Origin of the sequence: [Bacillus] enclensis (genome assembly GCF_001456935.1) — a bacterium.
GTDB lineage: Bacteria > Bacillota > Bacilli > Bacillales > Bacillaceae_B > Rossellomorea > Rossellomorea enclensis.
In genome coordinates, this window is sequence record NZ_KQ758493.1 from 24004 (window position 1) to 40048 (window position 16045).

Annotated in this window: 18 protein-coding genes; 16 read left to right on the forward strand and 2 right to left on the reverse strand. The window is 38.8% G+C overall.

What is annotated here, in order from left to right:
• Nucleotides 1-3 precede the first annotated feature (3 nt).
• From AS034_RS21100 to AS034_RS21165, 14 genes are all read left to right on the forward strand, one after another.
• A complete protein-coding gene (locus tag AS034_RS21100; RefSeq protein WP_058300054.1) occupies nt 4-939 on the forward strand; it encodes a type II secretion system F family protein in 936 nt (311 codons plus the stop codon).
• Between the two features lie 46 nt (nt 940-985).
• Complete coding sequence (locus AS034_RS21105; protein WP_058300055.1) at nt 986-1192, forward strand: hypothetical protein; 207 nt, start codon at nt 986-988, stop codon at nt 1190-1192.
• 84 nt (nt 1193-1276) lie between these two features.
• Entirely contained in the window at nt 1277-2677 is a 1401-nt protein-coding gene (locus AS034_RS21110) for a vWA domain-containing protein (protein WP_058300056.1), read from the forward strand.
• Complete coding sequence (locus AS034_RS21115; protein ID WP_058300057.1) at nt 2649-3929, forward strand: hypothetical protein; 1281 nt, start codon at nt 2649-2651, stop codon at nt 3927-3929. Before AS034_RS21110 ends, AS034_RS21115 begins: the two co-directional genes overlap by 29 nt.
• A 6-nt stretch (nt 3930-3935) precedes the next feature.
• A complete protein-coding gene (locus AS034_RS21120) occupies nt 3936-4757 on the forward strand; it encodes a hypothetical protein (RefSeq protein WP_058300058.1) in 822 nt (273 codons plus the stop codon).
• A gap of 12 nt (nt 4758-4769) precedes the next feature.
• Entirely contained in the window at nt 4770-5483 is a 714-nt protein-coding gene (locus tag AS034_RS21125) for a hypothetical protein (protein ID WP_058300059.1), read from the forward strand.
• A gap of 14 nt (nt 5484-5497) precedes the next feature.
• On the forward strand, nt 5498-5899 hold the full coding sequence (locus AS034_RS21130) for a TadE/TadG family type IV pilus assembly protein (RefSeq protein WP_058300060.1): 402 nt from the start codon (nt 5498-5500) through the stop codon (nt 5897-5899).
• Nucleotides 5886-6545, forward strand: a complete 660-nt coding sequence (locus AS034_RS21135) for a Tad domain-containing protein (protein ID WP_058300061.1) — start codon at nt 5886-5888, stop codon at nt 6543-6545. The genes AS034_RS21130 and AS034_RS21135 overlap by 14 nt, the downstream gene beginning before the upstream one ends.
• Nucleotides 6546-6565: 20 nt before the next feature.
• Nucleotides 6566-6772, forward strand: coding sequence for a hypothetical protein (locus AS034_RS21140; protein ID WP_058300062.1), 207 nt, complete (start codon nt 6566-6568; stop codon nt 6770-6772).
• Nucleotides 6773-6847: 75 nt separating this feature from the next.
• Nucleotides 6848-7492, forward strand: coding sequence for a hypothetical protein (locus AS034_RS22855; protein WP_058300063.1), 645 nt, complete (start codon nt 6848-6850; stop codon nt 7490-7492).
• 146 nt (nt 7493-7638) lie between these two features.
• A complete protein-coding gene (locus tag AS034_RS21150) occupies nt 7639-8052 on the forward strand; it encodes a hypothetical protein (protein ID WP_058300064.1) in 414 nt (137 codons plus the stop codon).
• Nucleotides 8053-8107: 55 nt separating this feature from the next.
• Entirely contained in the window at nt 8108-8689 is a 582-nt protein-coding gene (locus tag AS034_RS21155) for a hypothetical protein (RefSeq protein ID WP_058300065.1), read from the forward strand.
• The gene (locus AS034_RS21160; protein ID WP_058300066.1) at nt 8686-9303 is read left to right on the forward strand and encodes a hypothetical protein; all 618 of its coding nucleotides are present in this window, start codon (nt 8686-8688) and stop codon (nt 9301-9303) included. The genes AS034_RS21155 and AS034_RS21160 overlap by 4 nt, the downstream gene beginning before the upstream one ends.
• A gap of 14 nt (nt 9304-9317) precedes the next feature.
• The gene (locus AS034_RS21165; RefSeq protein WP_058300067.1) at nt 9318-10208 is read left to right on the forward strand and encodes a sporulation protein; all 891 of its coding nucleotides are present in this window, start codon (nt 9318-9320) and stop codon (nt 10206-10208) included.
• 354 nt (nt 10209-10562) lie between these two features.
• On the opposite strand, the gene AS034_RS21170 is transcribed toward AS034_RS21165, so the two are convergent.
• Both AS034_RS21170 and AS034_RS21175 read right to left on the reverse strand, forming a co-directional pair.
• Entirely contained in the window at nt 10563-11249 is a 687-nt protein-coding gene (locus AS034_RS21170) for a hypothetical protein (protein WP_058300068.1), read from the reverse strand.
• A 533-nt stretch (nt 11250-11782) separates the two neighbouring features.
• On the reverse strand, nt 11783-13006 hold the full coding sequence (locus AS034_RS21175) for an IS110 family RNA-guided transposase (RefSeq protein ID WP_058300069.1): 1224 nt from the start codon (nt 13004-13006) through the stop codon (nt 11783-11785).
• 629 nt (nt 13007-13635) lie between these two features.
• On the opposite strand from AS034_RS21175, the gene AS034_RS21180 reads away from it, so the two are divergent.
• Together AS034_RS21180 and nadE are read left to right on the forward strand one after the other, a co-directional pair.
• Complete coding sequence (locus AS034_RS21180; RefSeq protein ID WP_032085388.1) at nt 13636-15105, forward strand: nicotinate phosphoribosyltransferase; 1470 nt, start codon at nt 13636-13638, stop codon at nt 15103-15105.
• A gap of 66 nt (nt 15106-15171) precedes the next feature.
• Nucleotides 15172-15999, forward strand: coding sequence for an ammonia-dependent NAD(+) synthetase (gene nadE, locus AS034_RS21185; RefSeq protein ID WP_058300070.1), 828 nt, complete (start codon nt 15172-15174; stop codon nt 15997-15999).
• Nucleotides 16000-16045: the final 46 nt, after the last annotated feature.

Here is a 16045-nt window from a genome sequence, read left to right on the forward strand (position 1 = left end):
AAGATGGATGCCTTAATTCTTGTTTGTATTATACTTTTTTGGTTTATGTTTATTCTCGGCATGAGGCATTTATATGTCTATCTGCAAAAGAAACAGGAACTGCAAACACATCTTAATGAGTCGGTTGCGAATTTTGAACAGTCACTTAGGAAAAAAGAAACGTTGACGTCAAAGGTCCTGAAGAAAGTACTGAAATACGGTGATGATTTTTCGTCTATCGGTCAAAGGGTTAACTTCTTCAGTGAGGAAAAAGACGTTGAAGACTGGCTTCGTAAATCTGGAAACAGACTCGAATTGACTGTTGAGAGGTTTCAAGGAGTTAAAATTTATCTAGCATTTATAGGGCTGGTTAGTGGAATCATCCTTTTTATCATTCAATTCCCTTTGTCTCAATTCGCAGTCGCATTATTTCCGGTTGCAGGGTATTTCATTCCTATTATCCTATTAAAAAATCAGGCGAAAAAGAGGCAAGAGGAACTTCGTTATGATTTACCTGATTTTTTGGATACTGTGAGCGTCAGTCTCCAGGCGGGAATTGATTTAGATAAGGCACTTAGGGAGGTGATTCAGTTCTTTGATGGACCACTTAGAGAAGAATTTTCAAGGTTCCTGCATGAAATTAATCTAGGAGTCCCCAGGGAAGAAGCATACCGCCAGTTGATGGAAAGAAACAGCAATCCTGAGTTTCAAAACTTGATAAAGTCATTGATTCAGGGTTTAAAACTCGGGGTTCCGATAGCAACTACCTTTAAAATACAGGCAGATGACATGAGGGAAATCAGAAAAGAACAAGTAAAAGAGAAGGCGGCTAAAGCTTCGCCAAAGATAACATTAATTACTACTTTTATCATCGCACCGACAGCAATGTTACTCGTCGGTGGATTGATGGTGATGAATCTCTTATTTGGAGATAATAATATTTTTGATCTAGTGAAATAACCAAAATGGTTAAATATATTTAAAAAACATTCTAGGAGGAACAAACATGAAAAACTTATGCACAAAATTTTATTCAAAGGTACAGACTTATACAGGAAATGAGAGAGGATCACAAGCACTAGAGTGGATAGGTGTTGCAGCTGTTATTATTACGATTGTAACTTTATTGTCTACAGCAGTTAGTGCTAACGGAGACGGAGTATCAGGAATGGTAGGAAGTATTTTTGACAAAATATCATCAATGATGAATTAATAGCTTCACTTAGAACAAGTCTAGTTCAACTAGGCTTGTTCTATATACTTAAAAATTCTTCTAAGAAAAACGGGGGAAAAAGCATTGTTTGAAAAATACAAATTGAATGTGTTGTTCGTTATGCTTCTGGCTGCATTGGTCGTAGTGACAGGTTGTCAAGAAAGTGAACAGAGCGATTCTAAGCAATCTAAAACAACTTCCAATAGCTCAGAAAAATCAAATGAAGAAACTGAGTCCGGTAGCAACAATGAATCTGATAAATATGAGGTCATTAAAAACTCTCCTAAAGCACCTGTGACAATGGAAGAAATAATAAATTACCATTCTGGCCCCTTTGCGAACAAATTATTTAGAGATGAAGAAGATCAAGCTATGATTGTAAAAGAATTAGAAAAGCTTCCTGATTTGAACGGGACGGAAGGTGAAGAAATTTACGATGCTTATTGGAATACCCTTGTTCAAATGTTTGCAAGGGATTATAAGGATCCGAACCAATTGGTAGAATCATTGAAAATAAAGTCTTTTGGGAGTCCGGAGATAGATGATCCGAGGTACCAATTTAAAGAAAATCTCAATGTTGAAATTATTTTAGATGCAAGCGGAAGTATGAAGGCGCAAGTAGATGGGAAATCAAAGATGGAATTAGCCAAAGAAGCTATTGCAAATTTCACGGAGACTTTACCAGGTGATGCAAATGTTGCTTTGAGAGTTTATGGTCATAAGGGATCCGGTAGTGATAAAGATAAAGAATTGTCATGTAAAGCAAATGAAAAAGTCTTTGGTTTTTCAAATTACGATAAAGACAAAATGAGCAAAACTTTAAATGATATTCAGCCGAAGGGATGGACACCTGTCGCCGATTCTCTTCAAAAAGCAAATGAAGATTTGTCTGAGTATCCAGCTGATCAAAACACAAATATTATATATCTAGTCAGTGACGGAATTGAAACTTGTGACGGAAACCCAGTTACAGAGGCAAAAGAACTAAAAGAGTCTAATGTAAAGCCGATTGTCAATGTCCTTGGATTTGATGTAGATGCGGCTGGACAAAAACAATTACAAGAGGTTGCACACACAGCTGATGGTTCGTATGCAAATGTATATGATCTTGATGGATTAACAAACGAGTTTGACCGGGCCAAGGAGATTGCTGAAAAATGGGAATCATGGAAAACAAAAGCGTTGGGAAAAAACCTAACTGAAAAAGTGTTGAATACGAGCGATATTTTTCAATTTGCTAGTGACTGGGGAAGCAATAACCTGGAAGAAACTAATAACCTCAGGGGATCTTTGCTTTATTTAAGAGAAAATGAAAGAGTCACAGGCGAAGCGTATAGTTATTTGGCGGAAAAAGTTGATGGAAGAAGAAAGAATATCATTAGTATGAAGAAAGAATTTGAAAAAGATATGCACAATCTTAATTCTGCAAACTTTGAAGAAATGAACAGAATTATCAATGAAAAATACAATACTAATAAAGAATAGGTTGGGAAAAAACATGTACAAAAGCAAGGGTAGAAAAGTTCTCGCAATGCTTGCTGTCATTTTTCTGCTTTCTTTAAACATAGTTCCCTTTCTAACACCTGCTAACGCAACAGAAGGCTTCTACTTGGATATAAAGGGTTTTAACTTAGATCAGGAAGGATTTAATTTAGAAGTAATAGGCTATGACTTGGAAGTGGAACCTTTCTCTCTAGAAGGAAGAGTTAGTGAAACAGATCCATGGGCTAACATAGGTAAAACTCCTATATTGGCACCTGTAGGCCCTGTTAAACCTATTGAACTACCAAATGGAGTGAAGCTGAAACCAAATGGGGATGGCACCTTCACTCCCGTTCAACCGGAAAACAGGCCAACAATAAAGAAAAAACCTGATTTTAATAACGATCTAGCCATTTACATAAATAACAATGGAGATCTCATGAACAGGCTGGAAGTTAGGAACATACCAGGAAAACCAGGTGTAGTAACCGATGACGAACCGAAGGTTTCATGGGTAGATGCAATGAAGTTTGTGACTAATGATATTGGTGGTACAACTGCTAACTTTGCAGGGGATATGACAGCATTAAGCAATGCTTATTCTGACTCTATGAACCCCGCAGCATTAGATAGGACAGGGTGGAAAAATTTAGCTAGTTTCAAATGGAATATGACTACAGGTGTCTATAAAATGGCTACCAAAGGGACTAGTCTCGAGTGGACTGGTGACGTTTATGATACAGGAATTAACTCCTATACCACAGCTGATAATGCATATAAGGTTGCTCAAGTTTCTTATGGTAAAATCCAGACCGCTCTTGGGCGTGCGCCAGTAGTGCCGAATTGGAAGCCTATTTCCAGGTTAAATATAGGGGTTGCTGCAGTAGGAACAGTTACCTCTGGTATTGAATCATTGACAAAATGGAATTCTGCTTATAATGCTACTTCTGATAGTGAAAGAAATCAACTAATGGGAGAAACCATTGGATCTGTTGGAGAAACATTAATGAATGGGAGTTTGCTTGTGGCAGCTGCTCCTATTCCTGGAGCACAAGTAATTGGTGCGGGGATGGCAGTTGTAGGTGGAGCGATGTGGTTAGGTGCCACAGCATATAAATACAGAAAACAACTCTCAAGCTTTATTAGAAAATCTAAGGTAGGGGAGAAAATTTTAGACTCGAAGCCAGCTAAAGCAATAAAAGAGCAAGGTAAAAAAGCATGGAACTGGGCTAAGACCACATTATTTGGAGGTTAATAAATAATGAACTTTCTTCCTAACAAAGTTAGAAAAGGATATAAAAAGAAGAAAGAATGGAATGAGTTAGTAGATATTATTCCGTATACTGTGGAAGGCGAAGGGGAATTCTATCATTATATTTTATACCAAACATTTCTTTTTAAATTGTCAGGGGCTGTTGTTGTAAGAAAAGATGGACATATGCCTACTTTAGAAGAAGCAAAACCAATAGTGTTTAGAATAAATGGTTATAACAATATGATAGGGTTCGCTAATAGAAAAATGAAAGATACTTTAAATCGGCCTGTGGGGATGATGAAGAAAATTGAAAAACAAATTGAGGAAGTTTACCCAGAAATATCAATGAATCACCCATTGCACAAAGAGATAAGTTTATTAAAGAAAATGTGCCATACCATTTATGAAAATCACGAAGAACTGGTTCGAATTTACAAAGAGATTGTTCAAATTGCTCATAAAGTTCAAAAGTATGATAAGGCGTTGAGCGAGGAGACATTTAATAGGTTATATTATCTATTTATTAAATGGCATGAATTACTCTTTAAGGAACAAATAATGCAATATGAAAATTTTTCTGATTTAGATTTAATTTTAGAAGATGTAAAACCAAAGTCAAATAAGCTATATAAATCGCTTCAGAACTTGAAAACTATTAAAAGATTAAAAGTAATTGAAGAGTTTATTGAAGGAGTTATATCAAAAGAAGTTGGAGATGCTTCTAAGTTGTCATATTCAGAGGAAGATCTAAAAGAATTCAGGAGATTGCAAGATGTCGAGACAAGATACATGTTTGAAAAAAATATCGTACCTTTAATTAGGAATTAAGGAGCTTGAGGAATGTATATAAATCAACCCTTAAAAATTTATTTTAAAAATATAGAGTCTATCTTGCTCATTTCTTTTTTAGTGCTATTACCTGCATTGCTTTTTCATAACTATGTAGTAAATGTTTGCTATTACATTGCAACCGTCTACGGAGTACCGTTTTTTGGAGATTTGTCCAACATTTTATTTCTTTTAGTCCTATTTACGATTTGTCAAACCCCCTTTATTACCTACACATTTGGTGAAATAAATGATAAAGAAAATAAGCTGAAACTATCACTAGGGATGTTCATGAAATATGGTTTTTCTGTATTTTTATTTGCGATCCTTTATACAGTTTTAAGCATTTTAGGACTCTTAGCTTTCGTGATACCAGGTATCTTAATCATGGTGTTTTTATTTCCTTTACCTTATATCACTGTGTTAAAGGATCAGCCAATAAGGAAAGTATGGAGAACCGCCTTCTTATTAGCTAAGAAGCATTTCTTTAAACTATTGATGTTACTTGTATCAATCTCTCTTATTGAAATGCTCCTGGGTTACGCGGTAAATATAGGAATTTCTTTTATTACACAAAACACATTGGCTTTCGTCATTTGTAATATGCTTATTAATCTATTACTTTTTCCACTGCTAATTATCATCGTTTCAGCAAATATAAAAAAATGGTACGACATGGCTGATTTTCATTCTGAAAAGATACAGAGTCGTGAAGTATCTGTGTAACAGGAGATGGAATCATGCTTAAAAGACTTTTAAAAAATGATAAAGGCTCGATAAGTCTGGAGTTTATAGGAGTCTTGCCTTTTTTCTTCCTGTTTATGCTGCTGGTTTTTCAAGGGTTTGTACTAGGATACGCCTTGATTACCTCACAATCAGCAGTTAATGAAGCAGCAAAGGTATACGCAGAAGGAGATACACTTACAGAATCTAAACAAGCAGCCCAGAAGATAGTAGGGAATAGCTCTTATTTAACCTTGAATAGTCTAACTATCCCATCTCAAGAAAGTGATGGGGATTTCGAAGTTAGAGCAAATGTGTCGATTGACTTAATGTTTATACCTGATAAGTGGAAGAGTATTTCTTCCATTACGTTTAACCAGTCTGCGAGCAGTAGGGTGATTGACAGTGAATTTAATTAAGAATAATAGAGGGCATATTAGTATATTGATGATTTGGCTGCTTCTCTTAACCGGTTTGATTATTGTCTTCTCTGTAAATATAATGGGCGCGTTTGCAGTAAAACAGCAAGCATCGACAGCTTCTCAACAAGCTGCTTTAACCGCAACCGATATTGTTTACGATTATACTTTGGACGGTGTAAAGAAATATGATGAGACACTAATAGGAATTGGAAAAGGGTTAATTGAAGGAAAATCGATAGAAAAGAAAATTCAAGACCGAAAAGAAGAATATGTGTGGAACAGTGATGTTTCTGAAAGCAAGGCATTAAGACTCTCGGTCAATGAGGTTCTTATTGAAGAAATTCCCGGCAACGACAAATTAAAAGATGCTATAAAAAAAGAAGTTAACAACGCTGTAAATGAAATCCCCGGTAACGTTTCAAGTAAACTTTCTTCAAATAGCGTTAGTTCTTCTGACTACAAAGTAAAACTTTTTGATAATGATCAACGGGTTGTAATTGAAGGGACCGGTAAGTTTAACTCAGTTGAAGCTGACAATTTTATTGGAAGCTTTACAAAGAATATTAAACAAGTTTCAAAAGGTCCAAGAATTCCATTTATTAAAGAATTGGATTTTAATAATCAAATAATATCTTCTAATTAATTTCCGAGGAGAGTTGTAGCATGTCTAAAAAAGAAAAACGCTGGAGAAGGTTCTACTTATTCTTGATGATTTTCTTCTACGCCATATATGTACCGGTATCAGTAATAGAGTGGCTGGCAGGAGACGGCGGACTTCCTCTCACAGCAGTTATAGTGGGAATTGCGTTGCCATATATGCGAAAGAACCATATTCAACAGATTCAGATGAAAGAAAATACGGGAGCTTGAATATCTATGTTCAAGCTCTTTTTCACAAGTCATTCCTTCCATTTTAAGGATATTCAGTAGAAAAGGAGATTTCAGATGAATACTAAAAATAAATTATTTACGCTATTGCTCATTTTCATGGTAGGGTTGCTTGCAGCATGCAGTTCAGAAGAAGCAAGTTCTGAATCCAAAGATGAAAAAGATCAAAAAAAGAAAACCGAAGAAGTAAAAAAAGAATCTGAAGAGAGTAAAAAAGATGATGAGGGAAAAATAGGTGAAGAGAAAAGAGAAGACGATGAAGAAAAAAATGAAGAAAAAGTAGAAAAAGATGAGAGTTCTGGTGTGGAACCCAATCAATCTTCACCATCGGAACAACTTCCCTTTACTCGGATTAGTTTCTTCCACGATTATATGGCACCAGACCGTCAGCCAAACCCAGGAATTTGGATCTATACAAAGGAAAATCATCCGGATATGTTTGACGATGAGCAATATGATTGGGATAAGTACGATATGCTCTTGTGGCAGATTTCGGATGAAGAAATGAAAGGTAAGTCTTATAAAACTGATAGCCTTATGCTCAATGAGAATGAGATTGCGATTAAGGTTAATTTCTATTATGGAGAAACAGATCCTGAAGGAAAATTCCCAAGACAATATCTCCTCGTTGAAAAAGGAATATTAGATGGTAAGACATTTAAAATTGAAACGATTGATGGGGAAAAGCTGTCACTGCAATAGTTTAAACCTCTTTCTATTCTCCTGGAATAAAAGCTTGATACTATTTTCAAGCTTTTTCTATATAACCGAACTTCCATTTTAAGTAATATTTAAGATTCATAATACCTATCCTTGGTATAAAGTGAAATTTATAAGGAATGATTTGAGTGAATGCAGTAGAAGCAAAGAAGCGAGTAAACTTAATGGGGATCCTTGCTTCAATTAGTCTGGGAATACAGCTATTGATTGTTATTGTTACCATAGGGGTTGGGCAGTCGATAATTCCTGGATTGAATATCTGGAGTTTTATTGATTTGGCAATCGGGCTCATATTAGTCATTTGGCTGTTTGCTAAGAAAAGCAGGACAGCAGCGATCGGTCTTCTCTTTATGTATCTATTAGCACAGGTTCTTATGCTATTTTCATTAGAAAATACAACAGCGGGCTTTTGGACAGGTAGGTTAATTATGATGGCTTTATTCATCGCTGTATACTTTCGAGGTGTGCATGCAGCGTTTGTATACCACCGCTTGAAAAATAAAAAAGACATAGATAGTACAACCGAATCCATATTTTTATAAATATATATAAAACTTTACTAGTATAAATTTTATTCGCGCAATAGGAAGTGATTGTATGACAACAAACAAACCAGTCCCCTTTAAAGAGAGCAGAATCTTTTCGACGACGTTTCTGCTGGTTTTAATGGGCTTTTTGGCAAGCTTTGTACCGTATGAAAACTGGTCGCTTCTAGCGGTGAATATGGGGCTCGCTGGATTATGCAGCATCCTATTTTTTGTTTTTTGGTTAAAGACCAAACATGAGAGTAAACGATATTTTTCTTTATTGTCCTATGTAATGATTATTGCTTTAGCCATCTACTTTGTCATTCCATTTTTTAGGGTGTTCGCTGGTCAACTTATCTCTTGGCTGGGAATGGTATTGATCATCATTATGATTATTTTGCCTTTCCTTAATAGGGAATCGATAGCAACAGGGTTTGTAAACCCTTCTAAAAATCTCGTTGGAAAGTACTTTTATACCGTTTTCACCTTGATCTTCGGGTTTGGAGTAATTTTCTTTTCTACCATAAACTTCTCCGAGAATCCTAATGCAATTGCCCTTTCGTCTTTCTTTTTCATTTTTGCTCTGTTATTCCTGTTTATAGCCCCAATAATGTTGATTAAGCCAAGTCGGGTAAAGGAGCTGGAGAAATGATTCAGAATGACGAATCGCGCTTGTTAGAGAAAAACGACCTATCCTTTAAGGATAGCCGGATCCTTCATGTGGCTGTTTCGATTGTGATTGTTACTTTTTTATTCAGTGCTCTACCAGAATGGTCGACACCTCAGTTTAAAGTAAATGCGGTGATTTCTTTCATATTAATGATGGTGATTGTTGTTTCTTGGAAGACGGTGGAGCTTAAAGTGAGGTGTTTTTCCATTCAGAGTTACTGCCTGATTTTCTGTTTGTCCCACTTATTTGCTCAGCCAATCATTAAATATTTCTGGCAAAAGGATAATACTGCCTGGATCTATTTTGCATCTTGTTGGATTGTCGGCTTTATCCTATTGCATTTTTTCAGGGAAGGTCTATTTCAGGCTTTTTCAAAGATCTATGAGAGCAAGTTTAGCAGTGGCTACCACATCGTTGTATTCAGCTTTTTGCTGTTGGTTCCACTATCCATTGGTGTTATGAAAGCCAAAGATCTGAATAGTAGCATAGGCTATGGAATCCTGCTTTATATCGGATCTATTTTACTCCTTATGACACTGCCAGCTTTCCTTAAAAAACCAGAAGACATCAACATAAATAGTTCTACTAAATGTTAAAAGGAGAGATCCCCATGTTCAACAAACACAAAAAAGTCATGCGCAACGCTAAATTTAAAAAACTGATCACCAGGACAATCGGCCACGTCAAGGTGGACACTGTGCTGACTGAAGAGCGGGTGACGCCCGGTGGTACGCTTGTTGGTGAAATTCAGCTGTCGAGTAAGAAAGGGTTTAAAGAAATAGAGAAGGTAAGTGTTTCACTTATGCAGCAGTTCCCATTTTCTGATGATACGGTGGCTAATCTTTCTTTGATCACTGCTGAAATGAGATTGTCAGGGGAGCAGAAGGAGCTCAATGAGTTGGTATTGCCTTTCGAATTGAAAGTTCCTTATTTTACGCCGAAGAGTGCAGTAAACAGAAAATGCTGGATTCAGACGGACATTGATCTTCCTTATAAGCTTGATCCGAGGGATATGGATTTTATCGAGGTAAATGAACATCCACTTCTTCCATACGTAAATAAAATCGTGACGGAAGAGCTGGGGTTTGTGAAGACAAATAGAGAAGAAGTTATTCACTATCCGGGGTTCAAACCGAAATGGGTCATTGATAAAAAAATCCTGAACCATCCCCTTTATCCGATGCTATCAAGCAGACAGGTGCCTGTGGCTCACGAAATCGAATATTTCCCTCCGGAAGAGTTCAGGACTAAATATCGGGAGATCGAGTTTATATACGATATTAGCGAAAACGGCATGGATTTATATGTAGAACTCCAATTTATCATCCCGAAAGAGATTGGCGGTTACTTCAAGCGTGCTGCCATAAGTGAAAGCGACCGGGATGAAAGAATCCACAAGCTGTCTTTCATAAATGAAGAAATTGAGGACCCTGAGATCATCAAAAAGAAGCTGATGGAACTCCTTGAAAACACAGAACTACCTGATGAATTACGAGTTTAATCAAACGTTTGTTTAAAAATCTTGATAACTGAATACAAAGTTTTGAAGAGGCTGGGACAAAGGTGATTATTTAAGTCACACCCTAACTAAATTGCATGTGATAAGGCGAATTAGTTCGGGTTTTTATTCTACACTTAGGAGTTTAGCTATTTCCAGCGATTGATTGGAGTGCAAGACGAAGACTCCTGCGGGAAGAGTAGCTTATGTGAGACCCCGCAGGCTTGCCGAGGTGGCTCACGGGCTACCCGCGGAAAGCGAAGTCTTGCACGGAAATCAATAGCGGTATTTAGAGCCCTCTCTTAAGCTGTGCGGTTTAAGGTGGTGAAATTCAGTTTGTCTCAGGCTCTTCAAGTACTAATATTTCTTTTCAATCTTCTGCTTTATGGTCTCAATTTTTTCAGGAACTACATACAAATAGTCAATCAAACCTTCTAACAGCTCGATCAGCAGTTCTGCTGTTTTGTCATCTACCTCTTTTTCCAGCTCGAGCATTTGGAAAAATGGAGTGTCCGGACGGGTGAGTTGGCTTAATGTTTGAATGGGCGATGATAAATCAACATTCTTTGGCAGCTGCTCAAACTGTTCGGATAATGTCTGGCTTTTTGCTTTATCCGTATTCAGGTTTTTCACTAAACTTTCAAGAACCCGCTTGGTCATGACGGCTGTGGCTGAGTGATCATTCGACTGATTCACATTTAATGCTGAACGATAGGACCTTACAAGATCTTGTGAAATCCGCTTGTTGTCTTGAATTTTATCAAGAGGGCCATTTGTTGCAGTTGGATCATAGACGTGGATGGTGACTTCTTTCGTTTGTTTCGATGAGTCTTCCTTGATCATTAGAATAAAAGTAGAGGGTTTTTTGCACACAGAACAAATTCCCTCTGAAAAAACACCGGTCTTAATCTGATAAAAGTTGGCTTTTAATGAAAACTCTCCTTGTTTACGACAACCCGGGCACTGTGTCCGGACCTTTTTTGGTACTTTTAAATATCCATACTGAGTAGATGATACTATCGATCCTGGCGTAATTTCTCTCATTTCAACCTCCTAAACAGCAAAGATTTTTTCGTTTTATTGTAAAAGTATGAAAAATCATACAATTACTTCTATATAAAATTATAACTTTATAAATCTGGACAACAAGCTTCAATAAATGGAAAATGAAACCAATAGTTAGAGGGGATAAAAATTATCAAGAAGTGTCTATTAAAATGATTCGAAAATAATGGTCAAAATAATGGGGTGCTTTCAATTGGAAATAATACAAAACTCTCTTTCAAGGGAGGTTTGCAGAAAGAAGAAATGTGACATTGTCTGTAATCTTTTATTTAATCAAACGTTTGTTTAAAAGCTTGAAGAAAGTCTTCAAGCTTTTAAATTTGAAGGTTTTAGTACACCAACCATTATTTTGGTCTATTCCCAGCGATTGATTGGAGTGCAAGACAAAGACTCCTACCATGAAAATAAAGTTCTATAATATGGAAAAACGGCAATACTAAAGAAGACGCAGCTCATTCTTCTTTTTTTAGGGAGAGCGTCTTATTCAAATTTCTAGTGAGTTGGAGAATGATTTAAGATGCGCTTGGTTCCTCAAGTGTCACTGTGTAACCTAATCCCTCTAACCTACGTAGTGAATGCCTGACAATGGATTGTTGTTTTTGTTTATCAAAGTAATCTTCTCCTAAATCTACATACATTTCTTTTCGAGTTAAGAGATAGTAGGAGATTCGCAACATGGCATGGGCTACAACGATTCCTGCGCGCTTTTTACCTTTCCGTGAAGCCGTTCTTCGGTAAAGGGCGCCAAGATAGTTTTTGGATCCACGAACAGAATGAGCTGCTTCAATTAGTGATGATTTAAGGTATTTGTTTCCGTTCATGATTTTAGACGACTTTCGTTTTCCCGCACTTTGATTATTCCCCGGAACCAATCCTGCCCATGAACACATTTGAGGTGCAGTAGGAAATTGTTCCTTAATATTTGTGCCAAGTTCGGCTATCATTTGTTCCGCCACTTTTTTCCCAATCCCAGGAATGGAATCTAAACGTTCTATGTCTTCTTGAGATTCTTCCATCCTTTTCTCAATCTCGATATCGAGTTTATCGACTTGATCGGTCAGGAAATCGATATGATCCAGTATCGTTTTGATCATGAAGCGTTGATGATCTTGAATATATCCTTGAAGCGCAAGTTTCAATTCATCTTTTTTCTTTTTCATAACGCCCCTCGCAAGGTTTGATAATTCTTCAACATCATCATTTCCCTCAGCCAGGGAACGAAGCATATCACGCCCAGAGACACCCAATACGTCAGAAACAACAGACCCAAGCTTGATATTCGCTCCTTCTAGCACTTTGTGAATTCGATTCTGTTGTCTGGCACGCTCTTCAATAATGCTCCGGCGATATCGAACAAGTTCTCGTAATTCACGCTGATTTCGATCAGGGATATAACTGGAATTAAGCAATCCATGACGAAGAAGTTTGGCAATCCATTCGGCATCTTTTACATCGGTCTTACGACCTGGAACAGCTTTAATATGTTGGGCATTCACAACGAAAAATTCAATCTCTTCTGCTTCTAGCAGGTTGACAATAGGTTTCCAGTACACACTGGTGCTTTCCATTGCCACATGGGTACACTTATGTTTCTTAACCCAGTCCACCAACTCGATTAAATAAATGGTTTTAGTTGAAAACGTCTCAATCTCCTTTCCTTCTGGTGTAATGGCGCAAGCCGTAATGGTATCTTTGTGGACATCCAAACCACAAGCATTCTCAATGACAATATCCATTGAAAACATCCTTTCTACGGCGGAAAATTGTAGAGGCTGGCGCAACAACCAGAATAGGGTTAATCTACCATGAGTGCTTCCCGTAAGGGAGCAACAATCTGTGATGCACCGTGGTCGAAGGAGTCAGACTGCGGGTAGGGCTCTCACGCACCAAGGAGTCTCGACCTTCCTCATCCAGCCGTAGCACAAGTATGGCCACCTAATAACCATTTTCATTCTCTGTGGTGTATAGCTGATTTTTTGCGATACATGGATGACTGCGGGAGAAGCGTGTTAGGTGAGACCTGTCCAGCTTCAGGGCTTAGAGGCACATGACATAAGTCAACTCGCCCAGAAGGCAAAGTACGCCTTCGTGGACGATTCGCCTTATGCCACCCGCCTCTAATCAAAGCCCTTCCGCTTTTCTAACCCGCAGGAACGCAGTGACGAGGAGGCTCACCAACCGCCCGCGGAAAGCGAAGTCTTGCACGGAAATCAATAGCGGTGTTTAGAGAGACTCGCAGTGTATAAGCAGATTCGCACTTTCCAATACTTCCACAACCAAAACATTCGGAAAAACCGCTATAATTGGGTAGAATAGAAACAATGGTGTTATTGACTAACGGTTGGAATGCAGAAGGAGAGAAATCATGACACATTTTACAGATGACAGCATAGCTTTGCATACAGATTTATATCAGATAAATATGACCAAGGCCTATTGGGATGATGATTTCCATAATCGAAAGGCTGTTTTTGAGGTATTCTTTCGAAAGCTGCCTTTTGGTAATGGATATGCGGTGTTTGCCGGCTTGGAACGTGTGATTGAGTTTGTGAAGAATTTTCATTTCAGTAAGAGTGATATTGAGTATTTGAGTGAACTTGGGTATGAGGAGGAGTTTCTCAATTACTTACGTGACCTACGCTTCACCGGGACAATCCGTTCTATGCAGGAAGGGGAGCTTGCTTTTGCCAATGAGCCTCTTTTGCGGATCGAAGCGCCCCTTGCACAGGCTCAGCTTCTAGAGACGGCGATTCTCAATATCGTTAACTATCAAACATTGATTGCGACGAAGGCGAACCGTATCAAGCAGGTCGTCCATGATGAAGTGGTGATGGAGTTCGGTACCCGCCGTGCACATGAATTGGATGCGGCAATCTGGGGTACGCGTGCTGCGTTCATCGGTGGATTTGATGCGACCAGCAACGTGCGTGCAGGGAAGATTTTCGGAATGCCTGTTTCAGGTACTCATGCCCATTCGCTGGTACAGGCTTATCAGGATGATTACACGGCCTTCCATAAATATGCTGAAAGCCATACGGACTGCGTGTTCCTCGTTGATACGTATGACACCCTGAAATCAGGAGTGCCGGCTGCGATCAAGGTTGCGAAAGAGCTTGGGGACAAGATCAATTTCAAGGGGATCCGCCTCGACAGCGGGGATATGGCTTACTTATCCAAAAAAGCCCGCAAGATGCTGGATGAAGCCGGTTTTACCGAAACGAAGATCATTGCATCCAATGACCTGGATGAGTATACCATATTGAACTTGAAAGCGCAGGGAGCCCAGATCGATGTATGGGGTGTCGGCACGAAGCTCATCACGGCATACGATCAGCCGGCGCTTGGTGCGGTCTACAAGCTTGCTTCGATCGAGAATGAAAAAGGTGAGATGGAAGATTCCATCAAGATTTCAAGTAACGCGGAAAAAGTATCCACTCCAGGATTGAAAAAGGTTTATCGGATCATCAATAAGGTTAATCATAAATCAGAGGGGGATTATATTACGCTTGAGCATGAAGATCCCCAGCATGAAGACCGGCTCAAGATGTTCCACCCGGTTCACACATACATCAGCAAGTTCGTGACGAATTTTGAAGCAAGGGAGCTTCATGTTGATGTATTCAAAAATGGTGAGCTCGTATATGAAACACCTTCGCTTCAAGTGATGAGGGAATTCGTCAATGAAAATCTGGAGCTGTTATGGGACGAGTACAAGCGTTCCATGAATCCGGAAGAATATCCGGTGGATTTAAGCGATGAGTGCTGGACAAATAAGATGAGCCTCATTCAGAAAGTAAAGGCTGAAGTGAAGGAAAGATTTCACTCAGCCAGGTAATTAGATTTGTGATTGGGTAACATAAACGGATATAATGTGATAAAACCTAACATGGAGTGTGAAACTATGGATTCTCTTCAGAAACAGATCGTTGATGAAATGATGGTGTCGCCTGAAATCGATCCGAAGAAAGAGATACGACGAAGCATCGATTTCATGAAAGACTATTTGAAAAAGCATTCATTTTTAAAAAGTATGGTGCTCGGAATTTCCGGCGGACAGGACTCTACCTTATTAGGGAAGCTTGCCCAGATGGCCGTTGATGAACTGAACGAGGAAGCGGGATCGGATGAGTATGCATTTTACGGAATACGCCTTCCTTACGGCGAGCAGGGTGATGCCCAGGATGCGATCGACGCCGTGGAATTCATTAAGCCATCCGTGTCCATGACCGTCAACGTCAAGCCGGCAGTGGATGCAAGCTTTTCTTCCTTGAAAAAGGAAGGCATGGAGATGTCCGACTTTGTCAAAGGAAACGAAAAAGCGCGTGAACGGATGAAGGTTCAGTTTGCGGTTGCTGCAATGAAAAATGGCGTCGTGCTTGGAACCGATCATTCAGCGGAAGCTGTCACAGGATTCTATACGAAGTTCGGTGACGGAGCGGCTGACCTTGTCCCTCTTTTCCGTCTTAACAAGCGGCAGGGGAGATCGCTCTTGATAGAACTTGGCTGCCCGGAGCATCTTTACAATAAGAAGCCGACAGCCGACCTGGAAGAAGACAAGCCGCTTGTTCCTGATGAAGAAGCGCTCGGTGTCACTTATGATCAGATCGATGACTTCCTGGAAGGAAAAGAAGTGCCTCAGGAAGCCAAGGAAACAATCGAGAAACATTATCTGAAATCACAGCATAAACGTCATCTGCCTATTACGGTGTTTGATGATTTTTGGAAATGAGACTAATGAAAAGCCAATTCTCATATGATTGAGAGTTGGCTTTTTT

What these genes read in the sequence shown, in the direction of transcription:
- AS034_RS21100 (WP_058300054.1), top strand. Translation starts at nt 4, where the DNA reads ATGGATGCCTTAATTCTTGTTTGTATTATACTTTTTTGGTTTATGTTT.
- AS034_RS21105 (WP_058300055.1), top strand. Translation starts at nt 986, where the DNA reads ATGAAAAACTTATGCACAAAATTTTATTCAAAGGTACAGACTTATACA.
- AS034_RS21115 (WP_058300057.1), top strand. Translation starts at nt 2,649, where the DNA reads ATGAAAAATACAATACTAATAAAGAATAGGTTGGGAAAAAACATGTAC.
- AS034_RS21120 (WP_058300058.1), top strand. Translation starts at nt 3,936, where the DNA reads ATGAACTTTCTTCCTAACAAAGTTAGAAAAGGATATAAAAAGAAGAAA.
- AS034_RS21125 (WP_058300059.1), top strand. Translation starts at nt 4,770, where the DNA reads ATGTATATAAATCAACCCTTAAAAATTTATTTTAAAAATATAGAGTCT.
- AS034_RS21130 (WP_058300060.1), top strand. Translation starts at nt 5,498, where the DNA reads ATGCTTAAAAGACTTTTAAAAAATGATAAAGGCTCGATAAGTCTGGAG.
- AS034_RS21140 (WP_058300062.1), top strand. Translation starts at nt 6,566, where the DNA reads ATGTCTAAAAAAGAAAAACGCTGGAGAAGGTTCTACTTATTCTTGATG.
- AS034_RS22855 (WP_058300063.1), top strand. Translation starts at nt 6,848, where the DNA reads ATGAATACTAAAAATAAATTATTTACGCTATTGCTCATTTTCATGGTA.
- AS034_RS21155 (WP_058300065.1), top strand. Translation starts at nt 8,108, where the DNA reads ATGACAACAAACAAACCAGTCCCCTTTAAAGAGAGCAGAATCTTTTCG.
- AS034_RS21160 (WP_058300066.1), top strand. Translation starts at nt 8,686, where the DNA reads ATGATTCAGAATGACGAATCGCGCTTGTTAGAGAAAAACGACCTATCC.
- AS034_RS21165 (WP_058300067.1), top strand. Translation starts at nt 9,318, where the DNA reads ATGTTCAACAAACACAAAAAAGTCATGCGCAACGCTAAATTTAAAAAA.
- AS034_RS21170 (WP_058300068.1), bottom strand. Translation starts at nt 11,249, where the DNA reads ATGAGAGAAATTACGCCAGGATCGATAGTATCATCTACTCAGTATGGA.
- AS034_RS21175 (WP_058300069.1), bottom strand. Translation starts at nt 13,006, where the DNA reads ATGGATATTGTCATTGAGAATGCTTGTGGTTTGGATGTCCACAAAGAT.
- AS034_RS21180 (WP_032085388.1), top strand. Translation starts at nt 13,636, where the DNA reads ATGACACATTTTACAGATGACAGCATAGCTTTGCATACAGATTTATAT.
- nadE (WP_058300070.1), top strand. Translation starts at nt 15,172, where the DNA reads ATGGATTCTCTTCAGAAACAGATCGTTGATGAAATGATGGTGTCGCCT.